The sequence below is a fragment of the Ruminococcus flavefaciens MA2007 genome, assembly GCF_000621845.1.
Taxonomy (GTDB): domain Bacteria; phylum Bacillota; class Clostridia; order Oscillospirales; family Ruminococcaceae; genus Ruminococcus; species Ruminococcus flavefaciens_E.
Genome location: NZ_KK211356.1, coordinates 65,219 through 91,490, shown reverse-complemented (window position 1 = coordinate 91,490; position 26,272 = coordinate 65,219). Strand labels below are relative to the sequence as shown.

Annotated in this window: 15 protein-coding genes; 10 read left to right on the top strand and 5 right to left on the bottom strand. The window is 42.5% G+C overall.

The window, feature by feature from the left end:
* Positions 1–30 precede the first annotated feature (30 nt).
* Positions 31–942, bottom strand: coding sequence for a LysR family transcriptional regulator (locus T497_RS0114880; protein WP_028516296.1), 912 nt, complete (start codon positions 940–942; stop codon positions 31–33).
* A 253-nt stretch (positions 943–1,195) separates the two neighbouring features.
* Here T497_RS0114880 and T497_RS0114870 point away from each other — a divergent pair, with 253 nt between their 5' ends.
* The gene (locus T497_RS0114870) at positions 1,196–1,774 is read left to right on the top strand and encodes an RNA polymerase sigma factor (protein ID WP_028516295.1); all 579 of its coding nucleotides are present in this window, start codon (positions 1,196–1,198) and stop codon (positions 1,772–1,774) included.
* The gene (locus tag T497_RS0114865; protein ID WP_028516294.1) at positions 1,771–3,696 is read left to right on the top strand and encodes a hypothetical protein; all 1,926 of its coding nucleotides are present in this window, start codon (positions 1,771–1,773) and stop codon (positions 3,694–3,696) included. Before T497_RS0114870 ends, T497_RS0114865 begins: the two co-directional genes overlap by 4 nt.
* A gap of 125 nt (positions 3,697–3,821) precedes the next feature.
* Here T497_RS0114865 and T497_RS0114860 read toward each other — a convergent pair whose 3' ends face one another.
* Together T497_RS0114860 and T497_RS0114855 are read right to left on the bottom strand one after the other, a co-directional pair.
* Complete coding sequence (locus tag T497_RS0114860) at positions 3,822–7,691, bottom strand: leucine-rich repeat protein (RefSeq protein WP_028516293.1); 3,870 nt, start codon at positions 7,689–7,691, stop codon at positions 3,822–3,824.
* 432 nt (positions 7,692–8,123) lie between these two features.
* Positions 8,124–12,689, bottom strand: coding sequence for a leucine-rich repeat protein (locus T497_RS0114855; protein ID WP_028516292.1), 4,566 nt, complete (start codon positions 12,687–12,689; stop codon positions 8,124–8,126).
* A gap of 307 nt (positions 12,690–12,996) precedes the next feature.
* Here T497_RS0114855 and T497_RS17830 point away from each other — a divergent pair, with 307 nt between their 5' ends.
* Positions 12,997–15,642: a BspA family leucine-rich repeat surface protein gene (locus T497_RS17830; protein WP_051530708.1), complete on the top strand. Its 2,646-nt coding sequence runs from the start codon at positions 12,997–12,999 to the stop codon at positions 15,640–15,642.
* 245 nt (positions 15,643–15,887) lie between these two features.
* A complete protein-coding gene (locus T497_RS0114845) occupies positions 15,888–17,639 on the top strand; it encodes a BspA family leucine-rich repeat surface protein (RefSeq protein WP_028516291.1) in 1,752 nt (583 codons plus the stop codon).
* Between the two features lie 66 nt (positions 17,640–17,705).
* Here the strand turns inward: T497_RS0114845 and T497_RS17825 are convergent, their stop codons facing one another.
* The gene (locus tag T497_RS17825) at positions 17,706–19,217 is read right to left on the bottom strand and encodes an SGNH/GDSL hydrolase family protein (protein ID WP_028516290.1); all 1,512 of its coding nucleotides are present in this window, start codon (positions 19,215–19,217) and stop codon (positions 17,706–17,708) included.
* Between the two features lie 293 nt (positions 19,218–19,510).
* On the opposite strand from T497_RS17825, the gene T497_RS0114835 reads away from it, so the two are divergent.
* From T497_RS0114835 to T497_RS0114820, 5 genes are all read left to right on the top strand, one after another.
* Positions 19,511–21,091 carry a hypothetical protein gene (locus T497_RS0114835; protein ID WP_051530707.1) on the top strand — a complete coding sequence of 527 codons (1,581 nt, stop codon included), beginning with the start codon at positions 19,511–19,513 and terminating at the stop codon, positions 21,089–21,091.
* A gap of 195 nt (positions 21,092–21,286) precedes the next feature.
* Positions 21,287–21,424: a hypothetical protein gene (locus tag T497_RS18880; RefSeq protein ID WP_242840030.1), complete on the top strand. Its 138-nt coding sequence runs from the start codon at positions 21,287–21,289 to the stop codon at positions 21,422–21,424.
* The gene (locus T497_RS17110; protein WP_242840032.1) at positions 21,379–21,852 is read left to right on the top strand and encodes a sigma-70 family RNA polymerase sigma factor; all 474 of its coding nucleotides are present in this window, start codon (positions 21,379–21,381) and stop codon (positions 21,850–21,852) included. The genes T497_RS18880 and T497_RS17110 overlap by 46 nt, the downstream gene beginning before the upstream one ends.
* Before the next feature lie 15 nt (positions 21,853–21,867).
* Positions 21,868–22,728 carry a hypothetical protein gene (locus T497_RS0114825; protein WP_028516288.1) on the top strand — a complete coding sequence of 287 codons (861 nt, stop codon included), beginning with the start codon at positions 21,868–21,870 and terminating at the stop codon, positions 22,726–22,728.
* Positions 22,729–22,794: 66 nt separating this feature from the next.
* Positions 22,795–23,238: a hypothetical protein gene (locus tag T497_RS0114820; RefSeq protein WP_028516287.1), complete on the top strand. Its 444-nt coding sequence runs from the start codon at positions 22,795–22,797 to the stop codon at positions 23,236–23,238.
* Between the two features lie 41 nt (positions 23,239–23,279).
* On the opposite strand, the gene T497_RS0114815 is transcribed toward T497_RS0114820, so the two are convergent.
* Complete coding sequence (locus tag T497_RS0114815) at positions 23,280–25,196, bottom strand: fructose-bisphosphatase class III (RefSeq protein ID WP_028516286.1); 1,917 nt, start codon at positions 25,194–25,196, stop codon at positions 23,280–23,282.
* Positions 25,197–25,463: 267 nt separating this feature from the next.
* Here T497_RS0114815 and T497_RS0114810 point away from each other — a divergent pair, with 267 nt between their 5' ends.
* On the top strand, positions 25,464–26,270 hold the full coding sequence (locus T497_RS0114810) for a hypothetical protein (RefSeq protein ID WP_028516285.1): 807 nt from the start codon (positions 25,464–25,466) through the stop codon (positions 26,268–26,270).
* The last annotated feature ends 2 nt before the right edge of the window (positions 26,271–26,272 follow it).

Below are 26,272 nucleotides of genomic sequence, written 5' to 3'. Positions count from 1 at the left end.
AGAAATGCAGTCCCATAGCTAAAAGCTATATCAGGAAGAATAATTTTCGATGTATTCTCTGAGATGCTCCAGATAGCGCTCCGTCAGCTCATTAATTGGGCGGTCAGTTGTAGTTATATAGCCTATCTCCATTTCTTCGTCGCTTTCAAGAGGTATGGAAACGATGTTGCTGCCGTTGAGGTCTGAGCTTAGGATACCCGACGAAATAGTATACCCGTCAAGTCCTATCAACAGATTGAACAGTGTGGCTCTGTCGGAAACTACTACATTTTTCTGGCTTTCAGCCGTAATATGAAGCTCCTCTGCAAAGTAAAAGGAGTTCTTCACGCCCTGATCGTAGGTAAGTCTCGGAAAAGCCTTCAGGTCGTCGAGAGTGACGTAGCTTCGTCCCACAAGAGGATTGCTCCTGCTGACGAAAACGTGGGGCTTTGCTGTAAACAGCGGCACGAATTTTATTTCCTCATTCTGCAAAATATGCCTTATGACCTCGCGGTTGAAGCTGCTGAGGAAGAGAACTCCTATATCGCTTCTGTGGGTGCGGACGTCCTCGATTATCTCCGCAGTTTTCAGCTCGCGGAGCGAAAACTCGTACTTGTCCCTGCCGTACTCGCGGACGAGCTCAACAAATGCATTTACCACAAAGGCATAATGCTGAGCTGATACCGCAAAGGCTCTTCTCGGCGGTGCTGTGGACTTATATTCGTTTTCGAGAAGCTCCGCCTGCTCAACTATCTGACGGGCATAGGACAGGAACTTTGTACCGTCCTCGGAAAGATATACTCCCCTGTTGCTTCGGTTGAAAATGGTGATGCCCATTTCCTTTTCAAGCTCTGCCACGGACTTGGAAAGGCTTGGCTGTGCGATGAAAAGCCGCTGCGCCGCAGTGGTTATGGAGCCTGTTTCTGCTATTGTGATTATGTATTTCAATTGCTGTAAAGTCATTTATAACGCCTCCTTCAACTTTGTCATTATAGCATAATGTCACCGAAAATACAAGAGAATGGACTTCATGTTCTGCAGCGGCGGCAACCTCAGCATTTTCACTTTCGGCGATAAATTCGGTCTTTTTAATAAAGAAGCGCCTTTTATCAAAGAACTTGTATTTTTTTTCAAAAAATGCTAAAATTATATGTCTGATTCTTTCTCTCACTTTCGTTTATATTAGTGAATGCATTCAATAAAGGAGGATTTCCTGATGACAGACAACGAGCTGCGCTTACTGATGGCGAACTCAGTTCAGAAATGCCACAGGGCGGTCTTTGACAAATACTGCAACTACGTCTATACTATCGCATTCAGCGTCCTTAAAAGCTGCGGAAGCCGCGAGGACGTTGAAGAATGCGTCAGTGACGTGTTTATGAAGATATACAGGCTTCTTGATAATAATACGGACTTTTCCGACAATGTCAAGGGCTTTATAGGAGCTGTTGCGCGGAATACCGCTATAGATTCATTCCGCAGGATAGTCTCACGCAGCAGCAGGACAGCTTATGTTGATGAAAACACTATCAACGAGCTCCGCGATGACGATGACATCACCGAGAAAACAGAGCTCAAGGAGCAGTCCAGCATTATTCTCGGCAAGATAAAAGAGCTTGGCGATCCCGATTCTACTATCATCATACAGCAGTATTACTACAACCGCACAGCAAAAGAAATAGCAAAAAGCATCTCTATGTCGGCGGCAGCTGTACAGAAACGCAGCAGCCGTGCAAAGCAAAAGCTCCGGATATTGCTCACAGAAGCAGGTATAAACAAGGAGGGCTTGATATGAAAGACAACGATCTTTTATTTGATCTCGATGACGAGGCAATAGAAAAGCTTGCTCAGGAATTCCCCGTACTCACTGATGAAGAGAAGGAGAGAATGTATGCCATGAGCGAGAGAAAGTACAATATAACAGAAGATACAAATACAGGATTCAATTCAGAAACAGAGGTAAGCGGCGTTGACGTATACAAGCGTCCCAAGTGGAGGACAGCTTCCATTGCGGCTTCTTTAGCGCTGCTTATAGGCGCAGGAAGCTTCGGCGGTTACAATATCGCAAAGCAGTTCAGCAACGGTAATAACAATGATCCTGACGGTCCTACAACTTCAGCTGAGGATATGTCTCAGGCTCTTACTGAAACTGCCGAGGATCCCCGTACTGAGGAATACCGTCAGACCGCAGAGAGTCTCCTTGCGGAATATGAGGACTTCCTTGAGCCTTTCGACTACGATATCATGCCTAAGTATCCCGATGAAGATATGGAAAGTGAAGAGCTTGGTAAGATGTCCGAGGAAGAATATAACGCTTATTTAGATAAAATATATAAAGAACGCCAAAGAATAGACGAAGAAGCAGGTCAGTCATTTGATTACCTCTATTATGAGCTCGGTAATGGCGATCCCCTCGATTACCCGAATTATACTTTTCTTGGTCGCTGGGAATATCAGCACTACGAAATAGGAATGAAATTCAGCAATACCGATGAGGTAATGGATAAGGCTCTTTCCTTTATGTCACAGAGCCTTATAGACAAACAGTTCCCCGATCTTATAGGCGAGGAGCTTACAAACTATGAGTCTAACCGCACATACAGAAAGGATATTGAGCAGTGCCCTGATTTCGGCACCTATGCAATATACAACGGTAAGCTCTACTGTTCTTCATTAGGTTGTGACAATGAAGGCAATGATCACATCAATTCCACCTACAAATTCTATAAATACAAGAACGAGCCTGCGGAAATATACGACATCACCGATGATTCATTCACTGCTGTCGTAAAGTACGAATTCACCAATATTCCCAACAAGTACGATATGACCATGAAGATAGTCAACAAGGACGGAAACTGGATAATCGACGACATAGAGCCCACAGGTCCCGAGCTTGATGCTCAGAAGCTTGATATTGTTGACAAGATGATGAACAGCGTAAAGCTTTATGACAAGATAAGCGCAAAAAATGCAAGTTTCTATAAAGCTCCAGAGGGTTCTCCTGCTGAAGTTAAGGACTATTCCGTAAGCTACCGTATTTTATGTGCAGATAACAGAGCAGCAAGATCATATGACTTTGGATATTACGGCGACGGATACAACGGCAGTGATGACATTACAAGCATGACTGAATATGCTAAAAAGAACATTGATCCCGAACATGAAAAAGAAAGCGAAGACTACTGTGACGGCGAAAAACTTTATTACTGGCATAATCCAATGGACCTTGACAGAGACGAATCCAACGGAAAAGAATACAGCTGGTACGACTGGAATAATTACTTTTATCGTGACAGCGACGCCGATAAATACAAAGGCTTTGAAGCGATCAGATTAAATTCCACACATGATGTATGCTATGATTCTCCTATATATAAGGGTGCTCTTTGCCCTGACGGAACAGGACTTGTGACTAATTATCTCTACGACTTCAGTACATGGAATATCACGGGAGACATAAACTTTGAGGGCAGAGACTGCTATATTATTGAAGGAAAGCGTCCCGAAAAGGATTATGATGAATATGAAAGAGATAGATATTTACTCTACATCGACAAGGAAACAGGAATACCAATGTTAGATATTTTGTACCTTGAAAACGGAGATATAAACTCTGTTGATTTGTACTTCGATGTAAAGTTAAATGACAAGGCAGAACCTGTTCCCGAAAAGGATATGAGCTGGTTCGACACCAGCCTGGAAAACTATAAATAACAGAAAAAGCTCCCCTCGGGGAGCTTTTCGTTTATATGTTTTTTTCGAAATTTGGTCAGTGAATTATATGAGGAATTACGAGAATATATGCAAAAACTCCGACCAATTGGTCGGAGTTTTTGGGTTTACTCATCAAAGCTTTTGATAAGACCTAAAAGGAATTTCTGGATACGAAGTGCGTCATTTACAGTAAGACCGTTTCCGTCCGTATCAGCGTATTTGAAGCCGGCAGCAGTAATATGTGTCGGGCTTGTGCCACTGGTTCCGTATTTATTCGGATTTGCCAATGCCTGCATGATAAGAACTGCGTCTGACATATCTACCTGACCGTCACCGTTAGCGTCGCCGCGAACAGTTATTGTATCATCGACCTCATCCGTAAAGTCGCCTTCATGGAAGGTCATTTTATGATCAATAGCAAACTTTTCAGCAGCGCTTCCTTTTTCGCCATAGATCTCATATTTACTATTATTTCCACCGAAAGCATAATTGTCTATTTCAACAACAGATGCAGGAATATAAACCTTGACTTTATCACATTGATAATTTGCAGATGGCTGGTCGTAATCATAAAATGCAACGCGTTCAATTTTAGTCATGGTATCAGGTAAATGGATGTATTCAAAAGTGACGAGACTAACTAATGCATCTTCCGGTAAAGTTTCACCGCCTGTGATATAAAGTTTTTTCAAATTTATAGGTATGTATGAAACTTTAGGATGGTCTAAATGAACGCTGGTATCACTTTGTGTGGATACGTAGTATTTCCCCAAATCTTTAAGATTTTTTACAACATACCAATCAGGTGTTCCGCCGTTGCCTTCTCCGTCAAGACCAAAAAAGGTTCTTACAGCAAATCCTTTATCTACATACGGAACTGAGAATGACTCTAAGTCTTGACAATACTTAATACATTCATAACCATATTTTTTTACTGTATCAGGAATGATGATGTTCTTTATTTGAAAACATCCTGAAAAAGCAGAATCTCCGATTTCTTCAATTGTTGGTGGGATCTCAAATACATCTTCCTTATCTGCATTTGGGGAGCCTTCATATGTCATGCGTTTAAGATTAGTACAATACTGGAGCATTCCGCTACCAATACTTGTAATGACTTTGTCGCTAAGTCCGTCGATCAGTTCCTTCTTGAATTCAACAAGCTTGCCTGCATATTCAGTTTTATTCTCTTCATAATATTCACGGGCAATTTCTTTTGAATTTGCATAGATATAATCATTTACCATCTCGTCAAGATATGGATCGTCTTTTTCGACTTCATAATCCTTATTGAGTATATCAACAATTTTATCTCTATGTTTTTCAAGATACAGCTTGGACATATCCTCGTGATACTTTTCAATATATTCATCAAGAAGAATTTCATTATCTGTATCAACAGCTAACTCGCTCATTAAACAGTGTGAATAATCTTCAAAAATGACATTTTTAACAAGTTCCCTGTTATTGATCGGATCACTTGTAATATTCATCGGACCATATCCTGATATGTACAGAAGTCCATCAGGATATAATGAATAGAATACATTATCACCGAGCTGACCATATTCTAACATTAAGTGATCCGGGTTTTCTTCCTTGATCTTAGATATTACTGATTCAACTGTGTGTATCTCAGGATTTTGTGGCGGAGCAGCTGTAGTTGTTACTACGGGAGAGCTTCCTTCCTTTTTCACGCCACTATCAAGATCAACCTTTATTGATGAATACTCAGAACCAACTGAGAAAGAACCGCTCTTTATAACCTTTTCATCGGAATATACCTTATAACTATGGCTCTGATTAGGAGAAAGGAATAAGCTTACGCCGCCGCCAATTCCTGTATTGACCTTTTCATTATCGACTTCCAAAACAAGATTCGAGAGCTTCTCATCTTCTTTTCCTGTAATAGAGATATCTGTCGGATACAGGTAATGCTGGCATTCGCCTGATTTAAACTCGCCATATGACAGCGACCAGTGTAACGGAGTAAAATTCCATGTACGTTCAAGCAAGTCAAGATTGTAATTCTTTATAAACTTTAATGTAACAGAAATTTTGATTGTAAGACTTGGTTCAATACGGAAACAAGCCTTGCACGCATGGATAGGCTCAGATTTAGATGAACCGCTTGGTGCAACCATAGCAACAGTTCCGACTTTGACATTTAAATCGTCCAAATCCGGATCTTCATTACTTGCACTAAAGAAAGTAGCCTTTACCTGGTATTTAATAGGTGTTTCTATACCCACCTTTACAACCCCAAGGAATGACACCTTGAGCGAAGGAGTAAATGTTAAATAAAAATTACCGCTAACTTTCGCCTCGCTTTTTTGCTCTGAATTTTTATGTTCTGCAAAATCGCTGTCACTGTACAGTACTTCTCTGTCAGGTTTATCAGCATAATCCGCACTATGAGTATTAAAATAATACGTTCTGTTCGCAGAGATAGATATAGAGCATTCTGCTCCGATCTTGATCTCAGCACCTACTTCAAGGCTTAAACCAAGGAAAAGCGGTATAGGTACGACTGGATTGCCCAAAGTTAAGCATCCGCTTATAGCGCCCTTTGCTGTAAAATTAAAATCCAATGAACCGTCTATGCCAAGCTCTTTATTATTTTTAACCTTATAAATCGTAATATCCGCTTTAATAGTTATTGTTATCGAAGCTGAAAAATTAATTTTTCCGTCGATATCACAGTAATTCAGATTTTTGGTAACATAACTATGCTCTTTTTTAAAGCCGTCCCAATCTTCTCCTTTTTCATTTTTTTTCTCATACTTTTTGAATTTCTTATTACCATTTTCGTCGGTCTCGACATTTCCATTTTCATCGGTTTTATATGGAGCTATCTCAAATCTGAGAGGAACATTTAAAGTATTTCTTTTATCAGGATTTGAAAGAACGTTCCACAAGCCTGCTGACTTTGGCGTCTGTGTATCAGCATAGCTCAACATACTGTATCCTAAAGCAGGCTGACCGCTTTCATCTTCTACTACTCCTTCATACACAACGGAATAGTCTTCATTTTCGCTTGCCGGAACACCATTTACAGTAAGTTCCTTCTCTCCTGCAGCTTCTTCAAGTTTGTCAGGATCAATACTATCTTCGCCTATTTCGATCTTGATAACATCAAACATATCATCAATATCGATGCCGCCCTTGATGGTAGCTGTATCACCATCAACATCAATGCTCTCAACATTTACTGCAACTACATCCGTATCATCAGGCTGTGCATAAAAATAATCGCCTTCCGAAAGATAGCGGATACTGTCATTAATATTCTCGAAAACATATATTCCATTATCATAATCAGCAGAAACAAGAGTGTTTTCTTCCTCTGTGCTGACTGCTCTGATCGTATCTTCACTCAATACAAAGAAATTAGTATCTTCGTTTTCATCAAGATTTACTAAACGATCATCATTATAATCATAAATGGTAGCTTCATTAAGCTCCTGCATAAAACGCATATACTTACTTAAAATATATCGTTCGCTAAGCTCATTGCCATAATTATCAACAAGAACAGCCCTGACTTCAAAGAATTCAGGCAATACGGCAGTGTCAACAGTAAGAACTGTTTCACTTCTTTCACCGACGCCTACAGGTGCTTTCATTTCATAAATATCCTGCGCATTATCATCATTTATAAATTCAATTTTCAGTGTGCAGGCTTTACTCTGTGTTGTAATTGCTGTAAGCTTCCTTGTACTAAGATCGAAATCAATACCTGCGACCTTGTATTCATCAACAGAAGCTTTGAGATTTAATGGCTGAATGCCATCTTTCTCTTCCTGCAAGGACATTTTCTCAATATATTTTCCGATTGAATTATTGCCCTTAACTGCTGCGTCATTTGCATTGTTGGATGTACTTTTGTCAATGTTTAGACCATTATCTGCATTTTGGATATCATTTGTACTGAAAGCCGTTGCAGTAATGAGTAAAGAAACACTTGCCAAAGCAGAAATAAATTTTTTTAACATTTCTTATCCTCCTTTATTATTGTTATTTTTTTCATTTTTTACCTCCTATAATAAAATTGATAAAATTATTATAGTATATTGTCAGATACTTGTCAACAATTTTATTACTAATACATATTTTTTTCATTCTTTTGCACTATAGGCGGAATTTCCCTGCTATTGCATTTATTACTTTTTTGAACTATTTTTAAGCTCGTCTGACACGTATAACACAACTAAATATAAAAAAGCTCCCCTCGGGGAGCTTTTCTGTTTATATGAACTTTGTTTTCAGCAATACGTGAAGCTCCGGACAGCGTGAACAGCGCACAGCCGCACAAAAGTGCTCCGCTGACTATCTTTCTGTGTGTTATGTGCAATTCAGCATTATACGCTATTACTTTTTTACAATTAAAAAGAATAGCTGCCCATTACGGGCAGCTATTATAATTCTTATTTCAAGAATTCTTCAAGTGTTTTCTTCGGTGTATCCTTAGTTGTGGAGGTATATGCGTAATATGAAAGAATACACGAAGCATCAACGGCGTTTATCAAACTGTCATGGTTTACGTCTGCTGCCGCCTTTTGAGCATCATCAAATCCGCCATCCTTATTTGTTGATATCATTGCATAATACGATAGAACAGTAGAAGCGTCAACGGCATTTATATTTCCGTCATTATTGACATCTCCCAGCATCATTTCAGGCTCGTTATCAACAATAAGAGAGTCCTTTATCTTGACAATCTTCTCACTTGAAGGCTCCGAAGGCACACCGCTGTAGCTAAGCAATCCTTTGGTTATATGCAGCTCAGCCTCCGAGATAGTTCCCTTAGCGGAAATAAGAGTAATAATGTCAGAATAGCCTGTTTCGTTGGTTTCAGACTTTGAAAAGCTTATCTTACACGGAATAACATTTCCCTTGCTGTCGGTCAGGTAAACGTTATCCGCTATCGCCGTACTGTCAGTGATATACTGAGACATTTTTATATGTACGCCGTTTGAATAAGCGTCAATACTTTCTATCTTGGCTGCCGAGGTGCTCTTCAGCGGAATATTGACATCGGTCTGAACAGGAAGAACGGGAAGCCATTCGGTAGCATAGTTCTCATAGCCCTCGGCTTCTATCCTTACCTGCCATAGTCCCTCGGGAACGTCCCACATGAACCAGCCTGATGAGTCGGTGATCTGCGGATTGACCTGATCGTAATCCTCAGCATTCCATTTTACTGCATTACCGCTCTTATCCTTATAGTAGATAGTAGCTGTTGCACCCTTTATTCGGTTATCGGGAACAGCCGCATAAACGTAGCCGCTGGGATCGATACCAACATTAATCTTACCGTCAGAAGTCACAGGATCAATGACATCATCAAGTTCTTTTTCAAGCTTGTTGTATGCCAGTTTCATTGCCCATACTCCAAACGTCAATGCTGCACCTGCAAGAAGCGCAGGCCAGAATGCCAGACCAGCCGCACCTGCTGCTGCAAGCGTGAAAGCGCCTTTTACTGCGAATGCTGCTATAGCTGCGCGTCCAGCAAACAATGCCGCAGATGTTACCATGAGCTGAGGCGCCTTATCCTGAACGAATGTGTCCTTTGAATAGGCTATTTTATTTACGCGATCACTGTGTGTGTAATAGTGGTCGTAAAGTTCATAACCTTCCTGAACAGCTGTAATAACTGCTCCTCCATATCCTGCTACATCGTTCAAACCTTTGGATTCAACACCCCATTTAAGAATGAACGCAGTACTTGCACCTACGTCAAGACTTTCAGCCAGTTCATCAAGGTCATCGTCGCCTGTCAGAGAAGTAGAATACGCAACCGTCATCAGTTCGGCTGTTTGAGTAAATGTGTTATAGTCCGCTATGGCTATTCCTTCGATTATACGTCCTATTTCCTTATCTGTCAGGAAGTCATTGACTGTTCTTGTATCAGAGCCATTGCTCGAAAGAGGGATACTCTTTGTGAGACTCTGAGCAAACTCACTGTCATCTTTGGTGAATACCCTTGCATAGTATTCGTGGACATTTCCGTTCTCATCGGTAACGCTGGTGTTGGACTTTTCAAAATTATAGTCGTTGTGATCCTCGATTATATCTATCGGCTTAAGTGTTTTTCCGCCGATATTTACTGTCTCCGCCTTGCCCTCATAGACATTGAGAGTATCCTCGTCATCATCGTCATCAGGATCTTCGTCATCTGGCTCGGTCTTATTCGGAGGATCAGTCTTGGTCTTTGACTTCTTTTTGAAGCTTACAGCGATATTGTTTCCGCCTGTATCAACTATTTTAGTTTCATGCTCCTCAGCAAATTTTTCAGCAGGATCCTTCGGAGCTTCTTCATCTTGTTTGAAAAGCTCCTTTCCGTCCTTGTTCTTTACAGAGCTGAGTGCGCCTTCACTGTCCTTTTTGACTGTCAGCATATCCGACTTGTTTTTCGGGATCGATTTTATTGAAAGATCTCCAGGGATAGATGTATCAAAGAAGCCGCTTCCTGTCCATTTGCCTGTTTCAGAGTTTCGCTCAAGCGGTACAAATGACTGTTTATCGCCTGTCTTTGATGCAACGAGTATTTGCTGAGAATTATCATCATTGTCGAGATCAACATCAAATTGCAGCGGATGATGAGGATTATACGAAACATATGGTGTATAGCCTGTTCGGAAAATATCAGTCATATTTTTACGCCATACGTCAACGTGTGTTTCGTGTGATACTTCAAAGTCCACAAGCACAGGCATATTCTCGTCAACGCTTATCTGCTTCTTGTCGGATTTTTTGCTGCCGCATACAGCCTGAAGAGTGATAACACCGTCAACTGGCTCGCAATTGACCGCGGCACTGTATTTTCCTGTATAAGCATTTGTATCAACTGTTGAGTATTCCTCTCCGTTGACCATTATGGTGACCTTGCTTCCGATATCGGCATATCCGTAGATGTTGAAACTTGATTTTCCGTCCTTGACGCTTACTGTATCGGGTACATTAATAGTTACAGGTTCAAATGTTGCATCAGTAACTGTAAAGCACTTTTTATCCCATTCATAGCTTGGTTCCTTATGGACTCTCGCGCATAGCTCTGCGGTCACTTTTACAACATCGTTTTCAGGATTTCTTACGCTGAAACGGAAGATACCCGTTGTCGAGGTGAGATTGACTTTGAAGCCTACATCACCGGCTTTCAGTCCGTCAGGAAGGCTCTCGTCAATTACAAGATGCTTCCATGGCTGTACAGATACATCGAGACTTGCCGTATCAAATGTGTCGAGAAAATTCGGATTGATGGAATAGTAAATTGTATAATTGGTGATACCGCCTTCTGTATTTGAAGAAGACGATTTTGTCATAAAAAGGTCGCCCTTTTTGCAAATGCTGAATCTCTCGTCCCAGAGAGCGTCACATCTGCTGAACGCACTGTTCTCTACCTCTACATTATCCTGCTTCATTTCGACTGTTTCAAGTTCATAGCAGTTTGCAAAAGCATTTGCCTTTATCTTGGTAACGCCTTCGGGAATAACAACTTTTTTCAGCACATTACAGTTGATGAAGAGTCTGTCCGGGATCTCAGTGCGTCCCTCTGAAATGTATAAGGTATCAAGAGCGGGTGCACTTGAAAAAGCATATCCTTCGCCTTTGAGTGTTGATGGAACAGTCAGTTCCTTAAGGCTTTTACAGTCAGAGAATACACTCTGTCCTTCTATGGTAGTGATACCTTCATGCAGATCTATATTTGCCAGAGATTCATTGCCGTTAAAAGCATAACTACGAATAGCAGTAACAGATTTAGGTATAACTATTTCTGTCAGATTCGGGTGACCGCTTGCAGTCATTGCATTGATCTCGGTTATGCCCTCTGCGAATTCCAATTTTTCGATCCCGCTCTTCCAGAAAGCTGAAACCTCCTTATAGTTGCCTTTTGTAGGAAGTTCCATAGGAACATACAGGTACTTCAGCGATTTCAGGTTTCCGAAGCTTCGCGAAGTCAGCTCTTTCAGATCAGTGGGCAGATCAAGGTGGGTTATCCCCTTACAGCCATCGAACGCGTAGGAATCAATTATCTCAACACTGTTAGGTATCTTAGGATCCTTCAGAGCATAACAATCCTCAAAGGCACGGGAACCTATCTTTGTCGGAGCCGTTGGCCAGTTTATGGTTTCGAGACTTTCACAATACAGACATATACCCTGAGGTATCTCTTTTCTGTCAGGGCCGAAGGTTATCTCTTTCAGACCGCATTTCTGAAAGAAACCATCTTTTCCCTCTCCGAATGTCCATGTATCAGGAACAGTAACAGAAGTGAGCTTCGGATTCTCAGCAAATGCGTAGCTATCAATGAAATCGAGGGTATCAGGCAGGTCGAGCACCTCAAGGTCGGGATTGTTATTGAACGCGCAGTATCCGATGCTCTTGACGCTGTCGGGAACGTGTATCTCCTTCAGCCCACTGATACTGGTAAAAGAACTATCACCGATTGTCACGACAGAATCAGGGATAACAAGCTCGCCCATATAGTCCGTACAGGAAAAGAGCGACTTGGGCACTGTCTTCATGCCGTCCTCGATTATGACCTTGTTTATCTTACAGTATGTGAAAGGGCGTTCCGCCTCTTTCAGCGTTGCAGGAATAACGAGAGTATCCAATGCTTTATAGTCGTTAAAGCACCAGTTGTTGATCTTTTCAATGTGGTCAGGCAGCACTATTTCAGTGACAGTAGAATTGCTTCCGTAGGTGCTGTGACCGAAATAATTTGTATCTATCTCTGTCACATATTTACCGTCTATTTTAGACGGCAATACGATTTTTGTCTTGTCGTACTCATCTTCTCGCTCGGGATCGCGTCCTTTGAGCGTAATGCTGCCTTCATCATTGACTATGTAGGCGAAACCATCGTCTGTATAGAGATATTTCTCTTCTTCAGCACGGATCGACTGGGGCATACCAGTCATTAATGTTGTGACTGAGAAAACAGTGCTAAGCATCGCAGATGTTAAACGTTTGGCGAAAGATAGCTTCATATAAACACTCCTTTTATTCAAATTACAATCGCTCGTATAAGTAGCGTTATTGAATAAATTTACCGCAATTGTTGATTAAATTATATCTATATGATAGATAATATTCAACTATTTTGTATTAATTAGCAATCATATTTTACAATAAATCCAAAAGAATAATAAAGCAGTGATATTACTGAACCATTCAAGCATTGAGCAATACATCAAAAACAGCAAAAACGATATTGACTTTATGGTAAAAAAATCGTATAATACTTATATAAAAAGACAAATCCATGATATGAGATTTTTATGGGAGGAATCATTAATGAAACCAAGCAAGATAACAGCCGCAATACTTGCGCTTTCCATTGCAAGCAGTGCAATGCCTGCTTTTGAAGTATCTGCGGCAGACGCTGTAACTACCACCACAGCAAAGGCGGCTGCGACTACCACCACAACTGTACAGACCACAACTGCCGCAAAACAGACAACAACGGCAACAACTGCTAAAGCCGCAGCAAAGACTACAGCTAAAACTACAGCACAGACAACAGCTAAGGCTACTGCTGCCACTACAACAAAGACAGCCGTTACAACTGCCGATAAACAAGAGCACCTTGTCTATGACGAGGCAACAGGCACTCTCACTCTCCACGGCGATTTTACAAGCAGCGAGATAAGAAGCTTCAGATATGCGGGAAAGGTACAGAGCATAATCGCGGCTGAGGACGCGGTATTTCCCGAAAATTGCAGCAATATATTCTATTTCTGCAATAAATGCAAAAAAATGGACTTCTCAAAGGCTGATGCATCTAAAATCACAAATATGCAGTCCATGTTCTCTGGCTGCACCGAGCTTTCCGAGCTTGTTTTTGGCAAATTCGATACAAGCAATGTAACTAAGATGTCCTATCTGTTCAGCAACTGTAAGTCCCTTGAAAAAGTTGACATTTCATGCTTTGATACCAGCAAGGTCGAGACCATGACAGGTATGTTCTCGAATTGCGGTTCGCTGAAAAGCATAGACCTGAGCAAAATGAACACATCAAGCCTGAAAAGCATTGACAATATGTTTTCGGGCTGCTACTCTCTGTCCTCACTGGACCTCAGTAACTTCATTCTGTCCGATATCACTTTCAAGCGAAATGTATTCGAGAACTGCTACGGACTCAGCTCAATAACACTCGGAGAAAAAACAGGAAATATCACTGAGGCTATGGGACTTATCAATTACGGCTGGGTAAACGAAAAGGAGCCCTCTGTAAAGGTCAGCGGAGACAAGGAATTTGCAGTTATCCAGAATACAGGTGCAAATACTTACGTATATAACAAGCTGCCCGAGGACCAGCTCTGCTATTCATTCGACGCAGCAACAAAAACACTTACTCTCCGCGGCAAGGTTGACAGAGAACAGATAAGCAATTTTGTTACTAAGCGCACTGTCCTCAAAGTTACCGCAGAGGAGGGCACAGTTCTTCCCGAGGATTGCAGCGAGCTCTTCAAGTTATACAAAGCCTGCACACTGATAGACCTTTCAAATGTTACAGGTTCTCCGACAAATACAAGCTCGATGTTCGACAGCTGCGAAAATCTCGGAACTATCAATTGGGGCAAGGTAGATACATCAAAGGTCACAGATATGAGCAGTATGTTTGAATACTGCACAAAGCTCAGCGCTTCATGCGTAGAAAAGCTCAACACATCAAGCGCAACAAATATGTCTCATATGCTGGACGGCTGCTGGAGCTTCTACGACCTTGACCTTTCAGGATATGACACCTCAAATGTTACGGATATGAGCTATTTTCTTGCAAGAAGCTCCGCTATCACATCTGTTGATCTCAGCAGCTTTGACACCTCAAAGGTAACAAATATGAGCAATATGTTCTTTTATGACCATGAAATAACAAAGCTTGACCTCAAAAACTTCGACACTTCAAATGTCACCGATATGCATAGTATGTTCGATAGCTGCAATGGGCTTACATACCTCGACACAAGCAGTTTTGACACCTCAAATGTCACAAATATGTACGCAATGTTCATCAACTGTGAAAATCTTACTTTTATAGATGTTTCTAACTTCGATACAAGCAAGACGGAGAATATGAACCTTATGTTCAGCGCCTGCCGTGCTGCGGAGACAATAAAGCTTGGTAAAATGAACACCTCATCTGTAAAATCAATGCATGGAATGTTCATTTCGTGCAAGTCGCTTAAAACAGTAGACCTGAGCAGCTTCAATACCAAAAATGTCGTGAGCATGGAAGATATGTTCAGATACTGTAATTCTCTTACAAAGCTCGATCTCAGTTCGTTTGACACATCAAGCGTAAAGAATATGTCGTATATGTTCGGAGAGTGTTCAAATATCGAAAGCCTTGACGTCAGCAGCTTCAGTACGGCAAATGCTGAAGATCTAAGCGGAATGTTCGCAGGCTGCATGAAGCTTAAAAACATTGAAGTCGGCGGCTTTGAGACAAGCAGGGTTACCGATATTGATTTTGTTTTCGCAAACTGTTCGTCTCTTGAAGCCTTGGATCTCAGCGGTTTTGATACTACAGCCGTAACACACGGAAAAAATGTATTTGCAGGCTGCAATGAGCTCAATACGATCACTCTCGGCGAGAAATTCAAGAGTATAGACAGCAATATGAAGCTCCGTAACGGCGGCTGGGCAAATAAGAGCGCTCCCGATAAATGCGTAAGCGGCAGCGGTCAGTATGCAGTTATCTCCAACAGCGGAAAGAACACCTACATCTTCACAGGCAAGGCTGAGCCCATATCAGTGGGCGACTGCAACTTTGACGGTGATGTGAATGCCGCAGACCTTGTTACACTGAGCAATTTCCTGCTCGGCAAAAAGACGGCAGCTGTTATAACTACTGAAAGCTCCGACCTTAACGGCGACGGCGCTATTGATATCTTTGATGTGGTCGCACTGAGGAAGCTTCTCATACAAAAAAATTAAACTGCGCAATACCAATATAAACTGATACAAACGAAGCTCCCCTCGGGGAGCTTCGCTGTTTATGTATTCTCGCGATCATGCAGGATACAATTGTTTTTGGCGGCTTCATGCCGTCCATTTGGTGTATCACGCCTTTATCAATGCTGAAACAGCAAAAACGATATTGACTTTTTGACAAAAAAATCGTATAATACTTATATAAAATAACTAAACAATGATATGAGATTTTTATGGGAGGAATTATCATGAAACCAATCAGAATCACAGCCGCAATGCTTGCACTTTCCATTGTAAGCAGTGCAATGCCTGCTTTTGAGGTATCTGCGGCAGACGCTGTAACTACCACCACAACTGCCGCACAGACCACAACAACTCAGACAACAACATCTGAATCAACAACAACGACAACGACGACTGCAGCGGTCAGCAGTACCGACAGCGACACAAAGCTATATGCTCTTGATACAAAATCATGGTGTGAGTTTAACGAGAAAACAGGTGAACTCATTCTTCATGGCGAATTAAACACTATAGCTCTCCTTTTTTTCACAAGAGACACCGAAATAAAAAGTATAACCGCAGCTGATGACGCAGTATTTCCTGAGATCTGCGCAAGATTCTTCGGTTACGAAAAATGTAAGGGCTGTACTAAGATAGACCTCTCAAAAGCTGATACATCAAAGGTCACAAATATGTCTTCTATGTTTTACGGCTGCTGTTCTCTGAAAGAAGTCGTTCTTGGTAATATCGACACAAGCAAAGTCAAAACCATGTCATATATGTTCTCAAGGTGCTATTCGATTGAAAAAATTGATATAAGCGGTCTTGATACAAGCAGCGTCGAAGAAATGGACGCAATGTTTAAGGAGTGCTATGCTCTTGAAAGCGTAGATTTCGGCAATATTAACACATCAAATGTTAATGATATTTCAGGTATTTTTTCGGAATGCTATTCGTTGACCGAGGCTGACCTTAGTGCTTTTTCTCTTTCCAATATCAAAAAGAATTATAGCATTTTTGAATCCTGTAATCGGCTAAAAACATTAAAGCTTGGCGAAAAAACAGGCAGCATAACAGATGTGATGCTTTTACCGAATTCTGGCTGGTATAATGTAAATGATCCCTCTGATCCCTCGGTCAAAGCAAGCAGATTCACATATTATTGTATAATTGAAAACACGGGTGAAAACATCTATGCCTGTGAACCTTCTCCCGAGAAGCTTCTCTGTTACAGTTATGATTCCGAGGAAAAAATGCTGGTTATCCGCGGAACAGCTGATAAAAAGCAGATACAGGATTTTCCTTATAAGGAAGAAGTAAAGAAAATAAACGTTCCTGCATATCTGCCCGACGATTGCAGCGGATTTTTCAGCGGCTTTACTTCCTGTGAGACTATAGACATCGCCTATGCTAAAGGTTATCCTGTTGATATGAGTTCAATGTTCAAGGGCTGTGAAAGCCTTAAAAGTATTGCACATACTAACTATTCATATCCCGAGCTTGATACAGCACGTACAGAAAATATGAGCAGTATGTTTGAGGGCTGCAAAGCCTTAACAACTCTTGATATTCCTGCTTTTGACACATCAAAGGTGACAAAAGCCGACTCCATGTTCGCAGGCTGCGAGCAGCTCAGCACTATCACTCTCGGCGAGAAATTCAATAGCATAGACGAAGCTATGAAGCTCCGCAACGGCGGCTGGGCAAACAAGAGAACTCCGGATAAATGCGTAAGCGGAAACGATCAGTTTGCAGTTATCTCCAATAGTGGAAAGAACACCTACATCTTCACAGGCAAGGCTGAGCCAGTATCATTAGGCGACTGCAACCTTGACGGCGCTGTGAATGCCGCAGACCTTGTAACACTGAGCAATTTCCTGCTCGGCAAAAAGACGGCAGCTGTTATAACTACTGAGAGTTCAGACCTTAACGGCGACGGCACAGTTGATATCTTTGATGTGGTCGCACTGAGAAAGCTTCTCATACAGAAAAATTAAACTGCGCAATACCAACATAAACCGATACAAGCAAAACTCCGACCAAATGGTCGGAGTTTTTTATGCTTAATCAAAGTTTTTAATAATGCCTAAAAGGTACTGTTGTATTTTCAGAGCGTCATTTACAGTAAGTCCCTCAACGCTCTTATCAACGTCAGCATTTGCATTGCCCTGAGAAGTAAGAGCCCTCGGCTCTGTTCCGCCAACGCCGTATTTGTTCGGATTTGCAAGTGACTGCATTATCAGTACAACGTCTGACATATCAAGCTGTCCGTCACAGTTTGTATCGCCTGCCATAGTAACTTTGAGCTGTGCAGAAGTTGTGGCTGTAGTTGTTTCCGTCTCGGAAGCTGTGGTGGTGGCAGTAGTTGTTGTAGTTGTAGTAGTGGTAGTGGTAGTTGTTGTTGCTGTTGTAGTAGTTGTTGTTACAGCAGGTTTTGATGACTTGAGGTACTCATCAACGACGCCTGCCCAGTATTTGCCCATTTTCTCATATCCCACAGCGTTAGGGTGAACACCGTCGCCGAGGTCGGCAGTACCGTTGAGACAGCTGTGGATATCGGCAAATGTTACCTGCTTGCCATTGCTGTTATATTCGTTTGCAACTTTTTTTACAAGATCATTGTAGCTTGCTACCTGAGCGGTCTTGTCTCCGCCGCCCATGAACATTCCGCCGCCAAGCTCGGGAATAGTTGAGAGGAATATCATACCGTCGGAAGGCATATCAGCTATCATAAAGTCAAGCAATGTATGGAGGTCTTTCTCCAGTTCGCTTTCGGTATGGTTATAGTTCATGTCATTTGTGCCGATTATAAGCAGTATGATATTTGGCTGAGTCTTTTTTACGGCATCTGTTTCCTTTAGGACATCGTATAAGCCTCCGCCGTAGCCGCCTTGCTGTTTTATTATAGTGTATCCGCTGTAACCGGCGTGATTGTCATCATAGGTCACGCTTTTTCCGTTATAATTGAAGCTTGCGCTGTTCTTTCCCTCGGGACCTACAAAATCAAAGTTTGTATATCCCTTTTCCTTCAGGAAATAGTCGAGATACTTTCTGTATCCGCCCGTATCGCCCATACCAAAGGTTATGGAGTCGCCTGCGGGCATTATTCTGATGACGTCGCTGCTCATGGAAATATTTTCCATGTTCTGCTTCTGAGTTTCGCTGTTGCTGCCCTGACCGCCGAACTGGCTCATGTCGAAACCGCCAGCGCCGCCTTGTCCGCCAAACTGACTAAAGTCAAAGCCGCCTGCTCCGCCTTGTCCACCGAACTGGCTGAAGTCAAAACCGCCTGCTCCGTCCTGTCCGCCAAACTGACTAAAGTCAAAGCCGCCAGCGCCGCCTTGTCCGCCAAACTGACTAAAATCGAAGCCGCCAGCTCCGCCCTGTCCGCCGAACTGACTAAAATCGAAGCCGCCAGCTCCGCCTTGTCCGCCGAACTGACTAAAATCGAAGCCGCCTGCATTTCCTGCCGCAGGCTCATCATCGGCTGCGATAGTGGTGTAGGGAACGCTTGCTGCGATCATCAGAGCTGAAACGATACAGCTGATGACCTTTTTGAGTCTGGACTTTTTCACTAAAATCACTCCTTGTTATTTGTCCGCAAATATTATTGCAGAATAAAATAGAACGTAATTTAGTAGTCCCCCAAAAATATTTATTTCTAATTTAATTATATCATTGAAAAAACGTTTGTCAAGTATTATTCCAACAACTATTGACCATAAAAAGCTATCTCACGGGAGTTTACCTTGTTTTTCTTCTGTGCTTTAACTTTTTTTACAAAAGCACTTGTGTAATGCATTTGTATTTGGTATAATTAAAACATATAAACCTATATACAAATTTCAAACCATAGGAGGTATTAATCATGAACTTCAAACGCAATATCACAAATATTTCTGTCCTCGGCATAATCGGCGCTCTGTCATTAACTGCGGTGCCGATGTTCAATAATACTGATAATTCCGCTGATACTGTCAATGCAGATTCAAAATACGGCGATATAAACTCTGACGGCTACATCAACGCTGTTGACGCTTCGATAATACTGAGCTACTATGCTTACACAGCAACTACCAAAGACACGCCCATGACTTTAGAAAAGTTCATTGCAAACGGTTCGGGAACTACAGAACCCACAACTTCAGAGCCGTCAGATAAAAATGTCAGCCTCAAAACAGGCGGCGACACGTTTACCATCGTATCATGGAACCATGACGAAGCACCAAGTCTTATCTCAAACTGGACAGGTATCAAAACAGAAGACGTAATAGAGCGTATGTATTCAGGAGCAGATGATCCGATAACTGCTCCGTCAGGTGCTAAAATAAACTTTGTCAACTTAAGTACCGGCGGAGCAACCGCTTCGGAAAAATATGATGAACTGTTCAATCAGGGCTATGACATAGATGTATATTTCGCCGAACCATACTGGGCATTAAAATATATGGATAATGACGCATTTTCTGCTCCCCTTTCTTCTGTGGGCATAACAGAAAAGGATATGGGCGAATGGTATCCGTACACATTAAAGCTTGCTAAAAACAGCAAGGGCGAATGCAAAGCCATTCCTTATAACGTTTGTCCCGGAGCTTTTGTGTACCGTTCAGACATTGCCGAAAAGTACCTTGGCGTTGACTCTCCTGAAAAAATGCAGGCTGCTATAGGAAATTGGAGCCTGTTTGCAAGTTCGGCAAAAACAATTGCTGAAAAAAGCGAAGGAAGAATGGCTCTTGCCGATTCTCTTGCAGGTATGTGGCAGGCATATTCCTGCGGAAGATTTGATTACGTAGCAAGCGGAAATAAGCTGGATCTGAGCAGTGATGTCAAGCAATTTGCTGACATGGCAAAGGAGCTCTGGAACAACGGCGGCGTTGCAAAGAACAGCCAGTGGGAAGATGCATGGACAGAAGCAGGTCAGAAAGGTCAGTGCGTAGGATATTTCGTACCTTCATGGACATTCTTTAATGACAGCAGCTTCGTGTATGATGCAACTAATAAACAGTCAGGAAAATGGAGCATATGTACAGGTCCGCAGGCTTATTACTGGGGCGGTACTGATATGCTCGTCAATGCGTCTACAGATAACGGCGATGATGTGAGAAGCTTTATTCTGTCTACCGTTTTCAATCCCGATAATATGAAGAAGTATGCATACTCTAATAATATGCCAAACAATATATATGTCAATGCGCAGCTTGCAAAGGATAATTCGTATCATAAAATAAGTATGTCAGAAATACTGAATAAACAGAATTATTACTCTGTTTTTGAGCAAAGCGCCAGAAGCATTGATATAAAGAAGTATTCACCTTATGATGATAAAATCAATTCCGATATTATAGAACAAATAAAGGACTCATACATTAAGAGAAATCAAGCATGGAATGACACCCTGACAGAAATACAGGATAAGATCTGCGAGGATTATCCTGAGCTGAAACAGTAATAAAGTCTCCTGTTTTCAAGCCTGTCTGACATATTTGACGCATCTAAAGATACAAAGCTCCCCTCGGGGAGCTTTGCTGCTTAATATCATTGACCGCAAAAAATATTGCCAACAATGTAACACTTGAAAAGGCTGCTCCGATTGTTGTTTATGAAAGGCAGTACCTTACAAAATTTATCGCAGGGAGGAATGAAAATGACAAGCAGAGAACTGGCAGCTATGATGGAAAGATCCCCCGTCGACTGTCATAAAGTCTCGTCAAGGAATACGGCAGATACGTTTACGCTATCGCCTACAATAAACTCAGAGGCTGCGGCACGAATGAAGATATAGAGGAATGTGTCAGTGATGTTTTTGCAGCTCTTTTCATGCAGTGTGAATATGACCTGTCATCTGAGAACGATCTGAAATACCTCATCGGAACTATCGCAAAAAGAAAGGCTATCGACTACTTCCGAAGCCTTACTGCAAGAGAAAGCCATATATCCGAGACTGACGAGGACGATATGAGAGCGCTTGTCTCGGACTTCAGCGTTGACGAACGCGTTGACCGCTCGGAACTCCGCCGCGTGCTCCTCGACAAGATAGACGAGCTGGGCGAGCCCGATTCGACTATACTTATCCAGAAATTCTATTACAACCGAAATTCCAAGGAAATAGCAGAGAGCGTTTCTATGACGGCTACGGCTGTCAGACAGAGATGCTCAAGAGCTATGGACAAGCTGCGCACTAAGCTTGTGGAAGTCGGATTGGGAAGATAAGGAGGGTAAGAAGTAATGAAAGAGAAAAATCTATTCGATATTCTTGAGAATTCAGAGAACGATTCTATGGAAAGACTTATCGATAAATACCCCGAGATCTCAGACGAACAGCTCGACAGGATATTCAAGATGAGCGAAAAGAAATTCAGAAAGCAAAGGGCAGAAAAAGAAAGAACAGAGAGAGATAATACTATAAAAATGACCGAAAACGACGTAGTTGAGGGCGTTGAGCACAGCAAAAGACCTGTATGGCTCACACCGCTTACAACAGCGGCTTCTGTACTGCTTATTGCAGGTATCGCTATCGGCAGCACAGCAATGATGAAAAGACACACCAAGCCAAACGGAGGGGGCGGCGGTGTGACTCCTGCCGTTACGGTCTCAACATCAACAGGAACAGGCACAAATATCGTATCCACAGACAAAAACGGCTCAACTATCACAGGAACTGACGTAACAACAACTACTACGGCTGTAACATCAGTTTGTGACGGCAGTGCGGAAAACACAGCCGATACTGAGTTCATCAAGCCGTTTGTGGGCAGGTGGAGATATGAGATGTCAAGCATAAATGACCTTGATGTCCCCGAATCTGCGGGTTATATGGGTACAGTTGAAATAACAGCTGACGCAACATACATCATGACAGACAACAGCGGTAATGTCTCACACGGCACTATCAGCAATGCTACAGAGGAAATCGGCGGAACAAGTATACAGTGTCTCGATTTCTCTGTAAATGAAAACGGAGCAAGCGATTTCCTGACCAGACGTGCTTATTATGATGAATCCAGACCTTATGAGCTCCATTTCGGCAACGGTTATGCGGCTCGTCTTGTTCGCGAGGAACACGTCGAGCCCACAGATACGAGCTAGAAGGCATTATACAGAAAAGAGCTTCTAAAACATTATAACAAAGCAGGAATACCATATAATGATCCGATGTGGGATCTTCAGGATATAGACGGCAACGGTATACCTGAACTTCTGATATCATCAGGCAAAACTCAAAATGACTATTTATATATATCATATTATGATAACGGCGATCTGAGGACTGTGGCAAATGCTTATGCTGTAAGTCAGTTAGGTGAATACGGCGTTATGGGATTATGCAGGGAAGAACACCTTCTGGGCTGGAAGAAATCCTTTGACAGCTTGTACCAGACTTATATGGCAAGGTTTGACAGCCACCAGTTCACAAATGAAGTATATGGCTATGATCCCGAAGCTCCCTCATACGGCGGAAGCACCTACACCTTCAACGGCACAGATATCACAGAAGAAGAGTATACCGCAGGAGTCGCAAGATATAACTCCAAGAACTGGGTAACAGTAGGCAGACATTATCGTGTCGGTGACTTCTCACCGCTGATGGACAAATAATATCACACAAAAAGCTCCCGAAAAATCGGGAGCTTTTCTTCTTATTTTATAGTTCCTGCCTTGTATGCTTCAAGAAGCTGGCGCAGGTCGTTTATCTTATCCAATATCTCCTCGCCCTTGTCGGTATCGGAGATATTGGCGCGGTGCTCCAGCTTTTCCACAAGGTGTATAGTCGGAGTATTGCCGCTCTCCCCTGCCACGAAGGGCTTATGCTCGGCAAGATTGAGACTGTGGGAGTCGTATATCAGCGTATATCCTGCGATACCCGTTGTGGACTGGTAAGCCTTTGAGATTCCGCCGTCAATGACGAAAAGCTTTCCCTCTGCCTTTACGGGGCTCTCGCCGTTCTTGATCTTTACAGGCACATGACCATTGATGATATGTCCCTTTTCGGAGTCCAGCCCGAACATATCAAGGAGAGACATACAGACCTCGGCTCTTTCCGAGAATGTATAATAGGCGTTGTAATTCTCGGTATGGAGAGACTTATCCGCAAGCAGTCCGCGCTCGAAGAACGCCATTTTGTCCTTGCCGTAAAGTGGAGACTTTGCTCCGCACCAGAGATACCACATGAAGTCGTTTGCGTAGTCCTTTTCCTCTCCGCTGCTGAAATAAGCCTGATTCACCAGCTCTCCCAGCTTGTCGAGAAGCGCCTTTCCCGAGTATTTCTGACCGCGGATATTCACGCTTTGCAGCTCGCCGTTTTCGTCCATAGGGATACAGCCGTGGAAAAGGAGATTATTGTTGCAGGTCTTGTACATAGCGCCCTTTGCGTATATGAAGCGGATATGCCTCTGGAGCTTTTCGCTGTGTCGGAATGTGGCATTAAGCACCTTCATAAGCTCCGCCTCGCCCTCTGAGAGCGTCAGCGGCGACTCAGGAGCAACTGTGGGGAAGCTCTTGTCAAGGAGCTCATGCTCTCTGCCGTCTATGGTAACAGTTCCCTTTATGAAGTCAGTCCTGCCGAAAAGGTCGCGGTCTGACATTTCCCATTCGGGATGCTTTGCTATGAGCTGTCCCTCTAATTTCATCTGTATGACAGTGATAGCCTTGTGCATTTTTGCAGCAAGCTTTAAATCAACGGGATCGTAGATATTGTCGTCGAGAGCATTGGGCATATAGAGCCTGCAATCGTCGTTTTCATAGGTCTCGGCAGCAAATACAGCAAGAGCACGGAGATTGAGTCCGTAGCCGTCCTCAAGTACGTCGAAATTGTTGTATCTCATGGCAATACGGATAACATTTGCAATGAGAGCGTCATTTCCTGCGGCAGCTCCCATCCATGAGATATCGTGGTTGCCCCACTGTATATCGACGTCGTGCATTTTCATCAGCTCGTCCAGTATCACGTCCGCACGGGGACCTCTGTCAAAGATATCGCCTATGATATGGAGCCTGTCGATACATACAGACTGTATCAGCCTGCACAGGGAGATGATAAAGGTCTCGGCAATGCCTGTGCTGATTATTGCGCTTATTATCTCGTCATAGTAGTAGTCCTTATTTACGTCGTCGGTGACGTTGAGGAGCTCGTCAAGTATGTACACCATATCCTCGGGGATACGCTTGCGGATACGTGAGCGTGTGTACTTTGCGGAAACGGTCTCGCAAACCAGTATCAGGCGGTATATGGTCAGCCTTTTCCACTCGTCGGACAGCTCACCGCTGTTTGTGAGCCTTGCTATCTCCTTTTCGGGATAGTATATGAGCTCCGCTAATTTTTCGCGGTCAGCGGCGGAAACGGTCTTGCCGAGAACAAGGTCTATTTTTATCTTTATCATGCCCGAAGCGCTTCTCAGCATATGCAGAAAGGCTTCATATTCGCCGTGAATGTCGCTGAAAAAGTATTCCGTGCCCTTTGGAAGGCTTCGTATAGCCGAAAGATTGATTATCTCGCTTGCTGCGCTCTCTATAGTAGGGTACTCCTTTGCAAGAAGTCTCAGGTATTTTTTATCCATGTCATCACTCCGTTTTGAAACTGCGTCTGAGCTGTTGAATAATTCATAATTTTCAAACAAATTTTATATATTATATCATAAAAACAGGAAAAGCGCAACATTCGCGGAAAATCTTCCTTTTTTATCTGCAAGAACATCAATGATATTTAAATCAAAAAATTATTTCCCGAGATGTAACACTTGTCATTGCAGCTCCGATTATTGTTTATGAAAACCGATTTGATACGACATCGGTACAATTCAGACAATAAAGAAGGAGTTATATTTATGAAAAAGAATGCTATTATTATTACATTTGCAGCTGCGCTCTGCGCACTTACATCATGCAGCAAGGAAGTCGGTTCACTTCCTGATATGGCTGTGTCACCTGCTGACAGCACAAGCGCTGTAGCCATTTCCGCAGGAACAGAGCTCGCTGCTAAAGCAGAAATCAGTCCAGTCACAACTACTGCCGCTTTGCTTGAAGCCACAACAGCAGAAACGACTGCCTCAGAAGCAATATCCGAGGACGTACAGGCACCTGCTGTCAGCGAAACAGTACAGAACAATGCAACTGTATACAACGGCTTCAAAAGCAGTACCGTAAACGGCAATGTATACACCTCAGAGTATGCAGGAATAAAGATAACACTTCCCGAAGATGCAAATTTCCTTGACGTTGACAATCTTCATACTCATTATATAATGCCAACAAGATTTATGAGCGAAGATGAAAAGAGCTTCTACATGACAGGCGAATTAGACGCTTCTGCCTGCTATGGTTATGCGGTAAACAGAGTTGATGTATGGTTTTACAATACAAAACAGAGATATCCGAGCAATCCCGATATGTCCGCCGAGGAGTTTTTAAAGACCGATGAAATGAATTTCGATCCCGAAACCGAGGTGTCAGATGTAGCTGGTCCCGAATATGTAAAAATCTGCGGCAAGGACTACGTAAAGGTCAGCTATACTGCTTTTTCACAGCCTCATATCACCTATGCAAGAAGAATAGACGCTGAACACATCATGGAGATAAGAACCGCAGGTCTTACAGCTGAGGATTTTGAAAGCAGGATAAGCGCTCTCTGCTGATA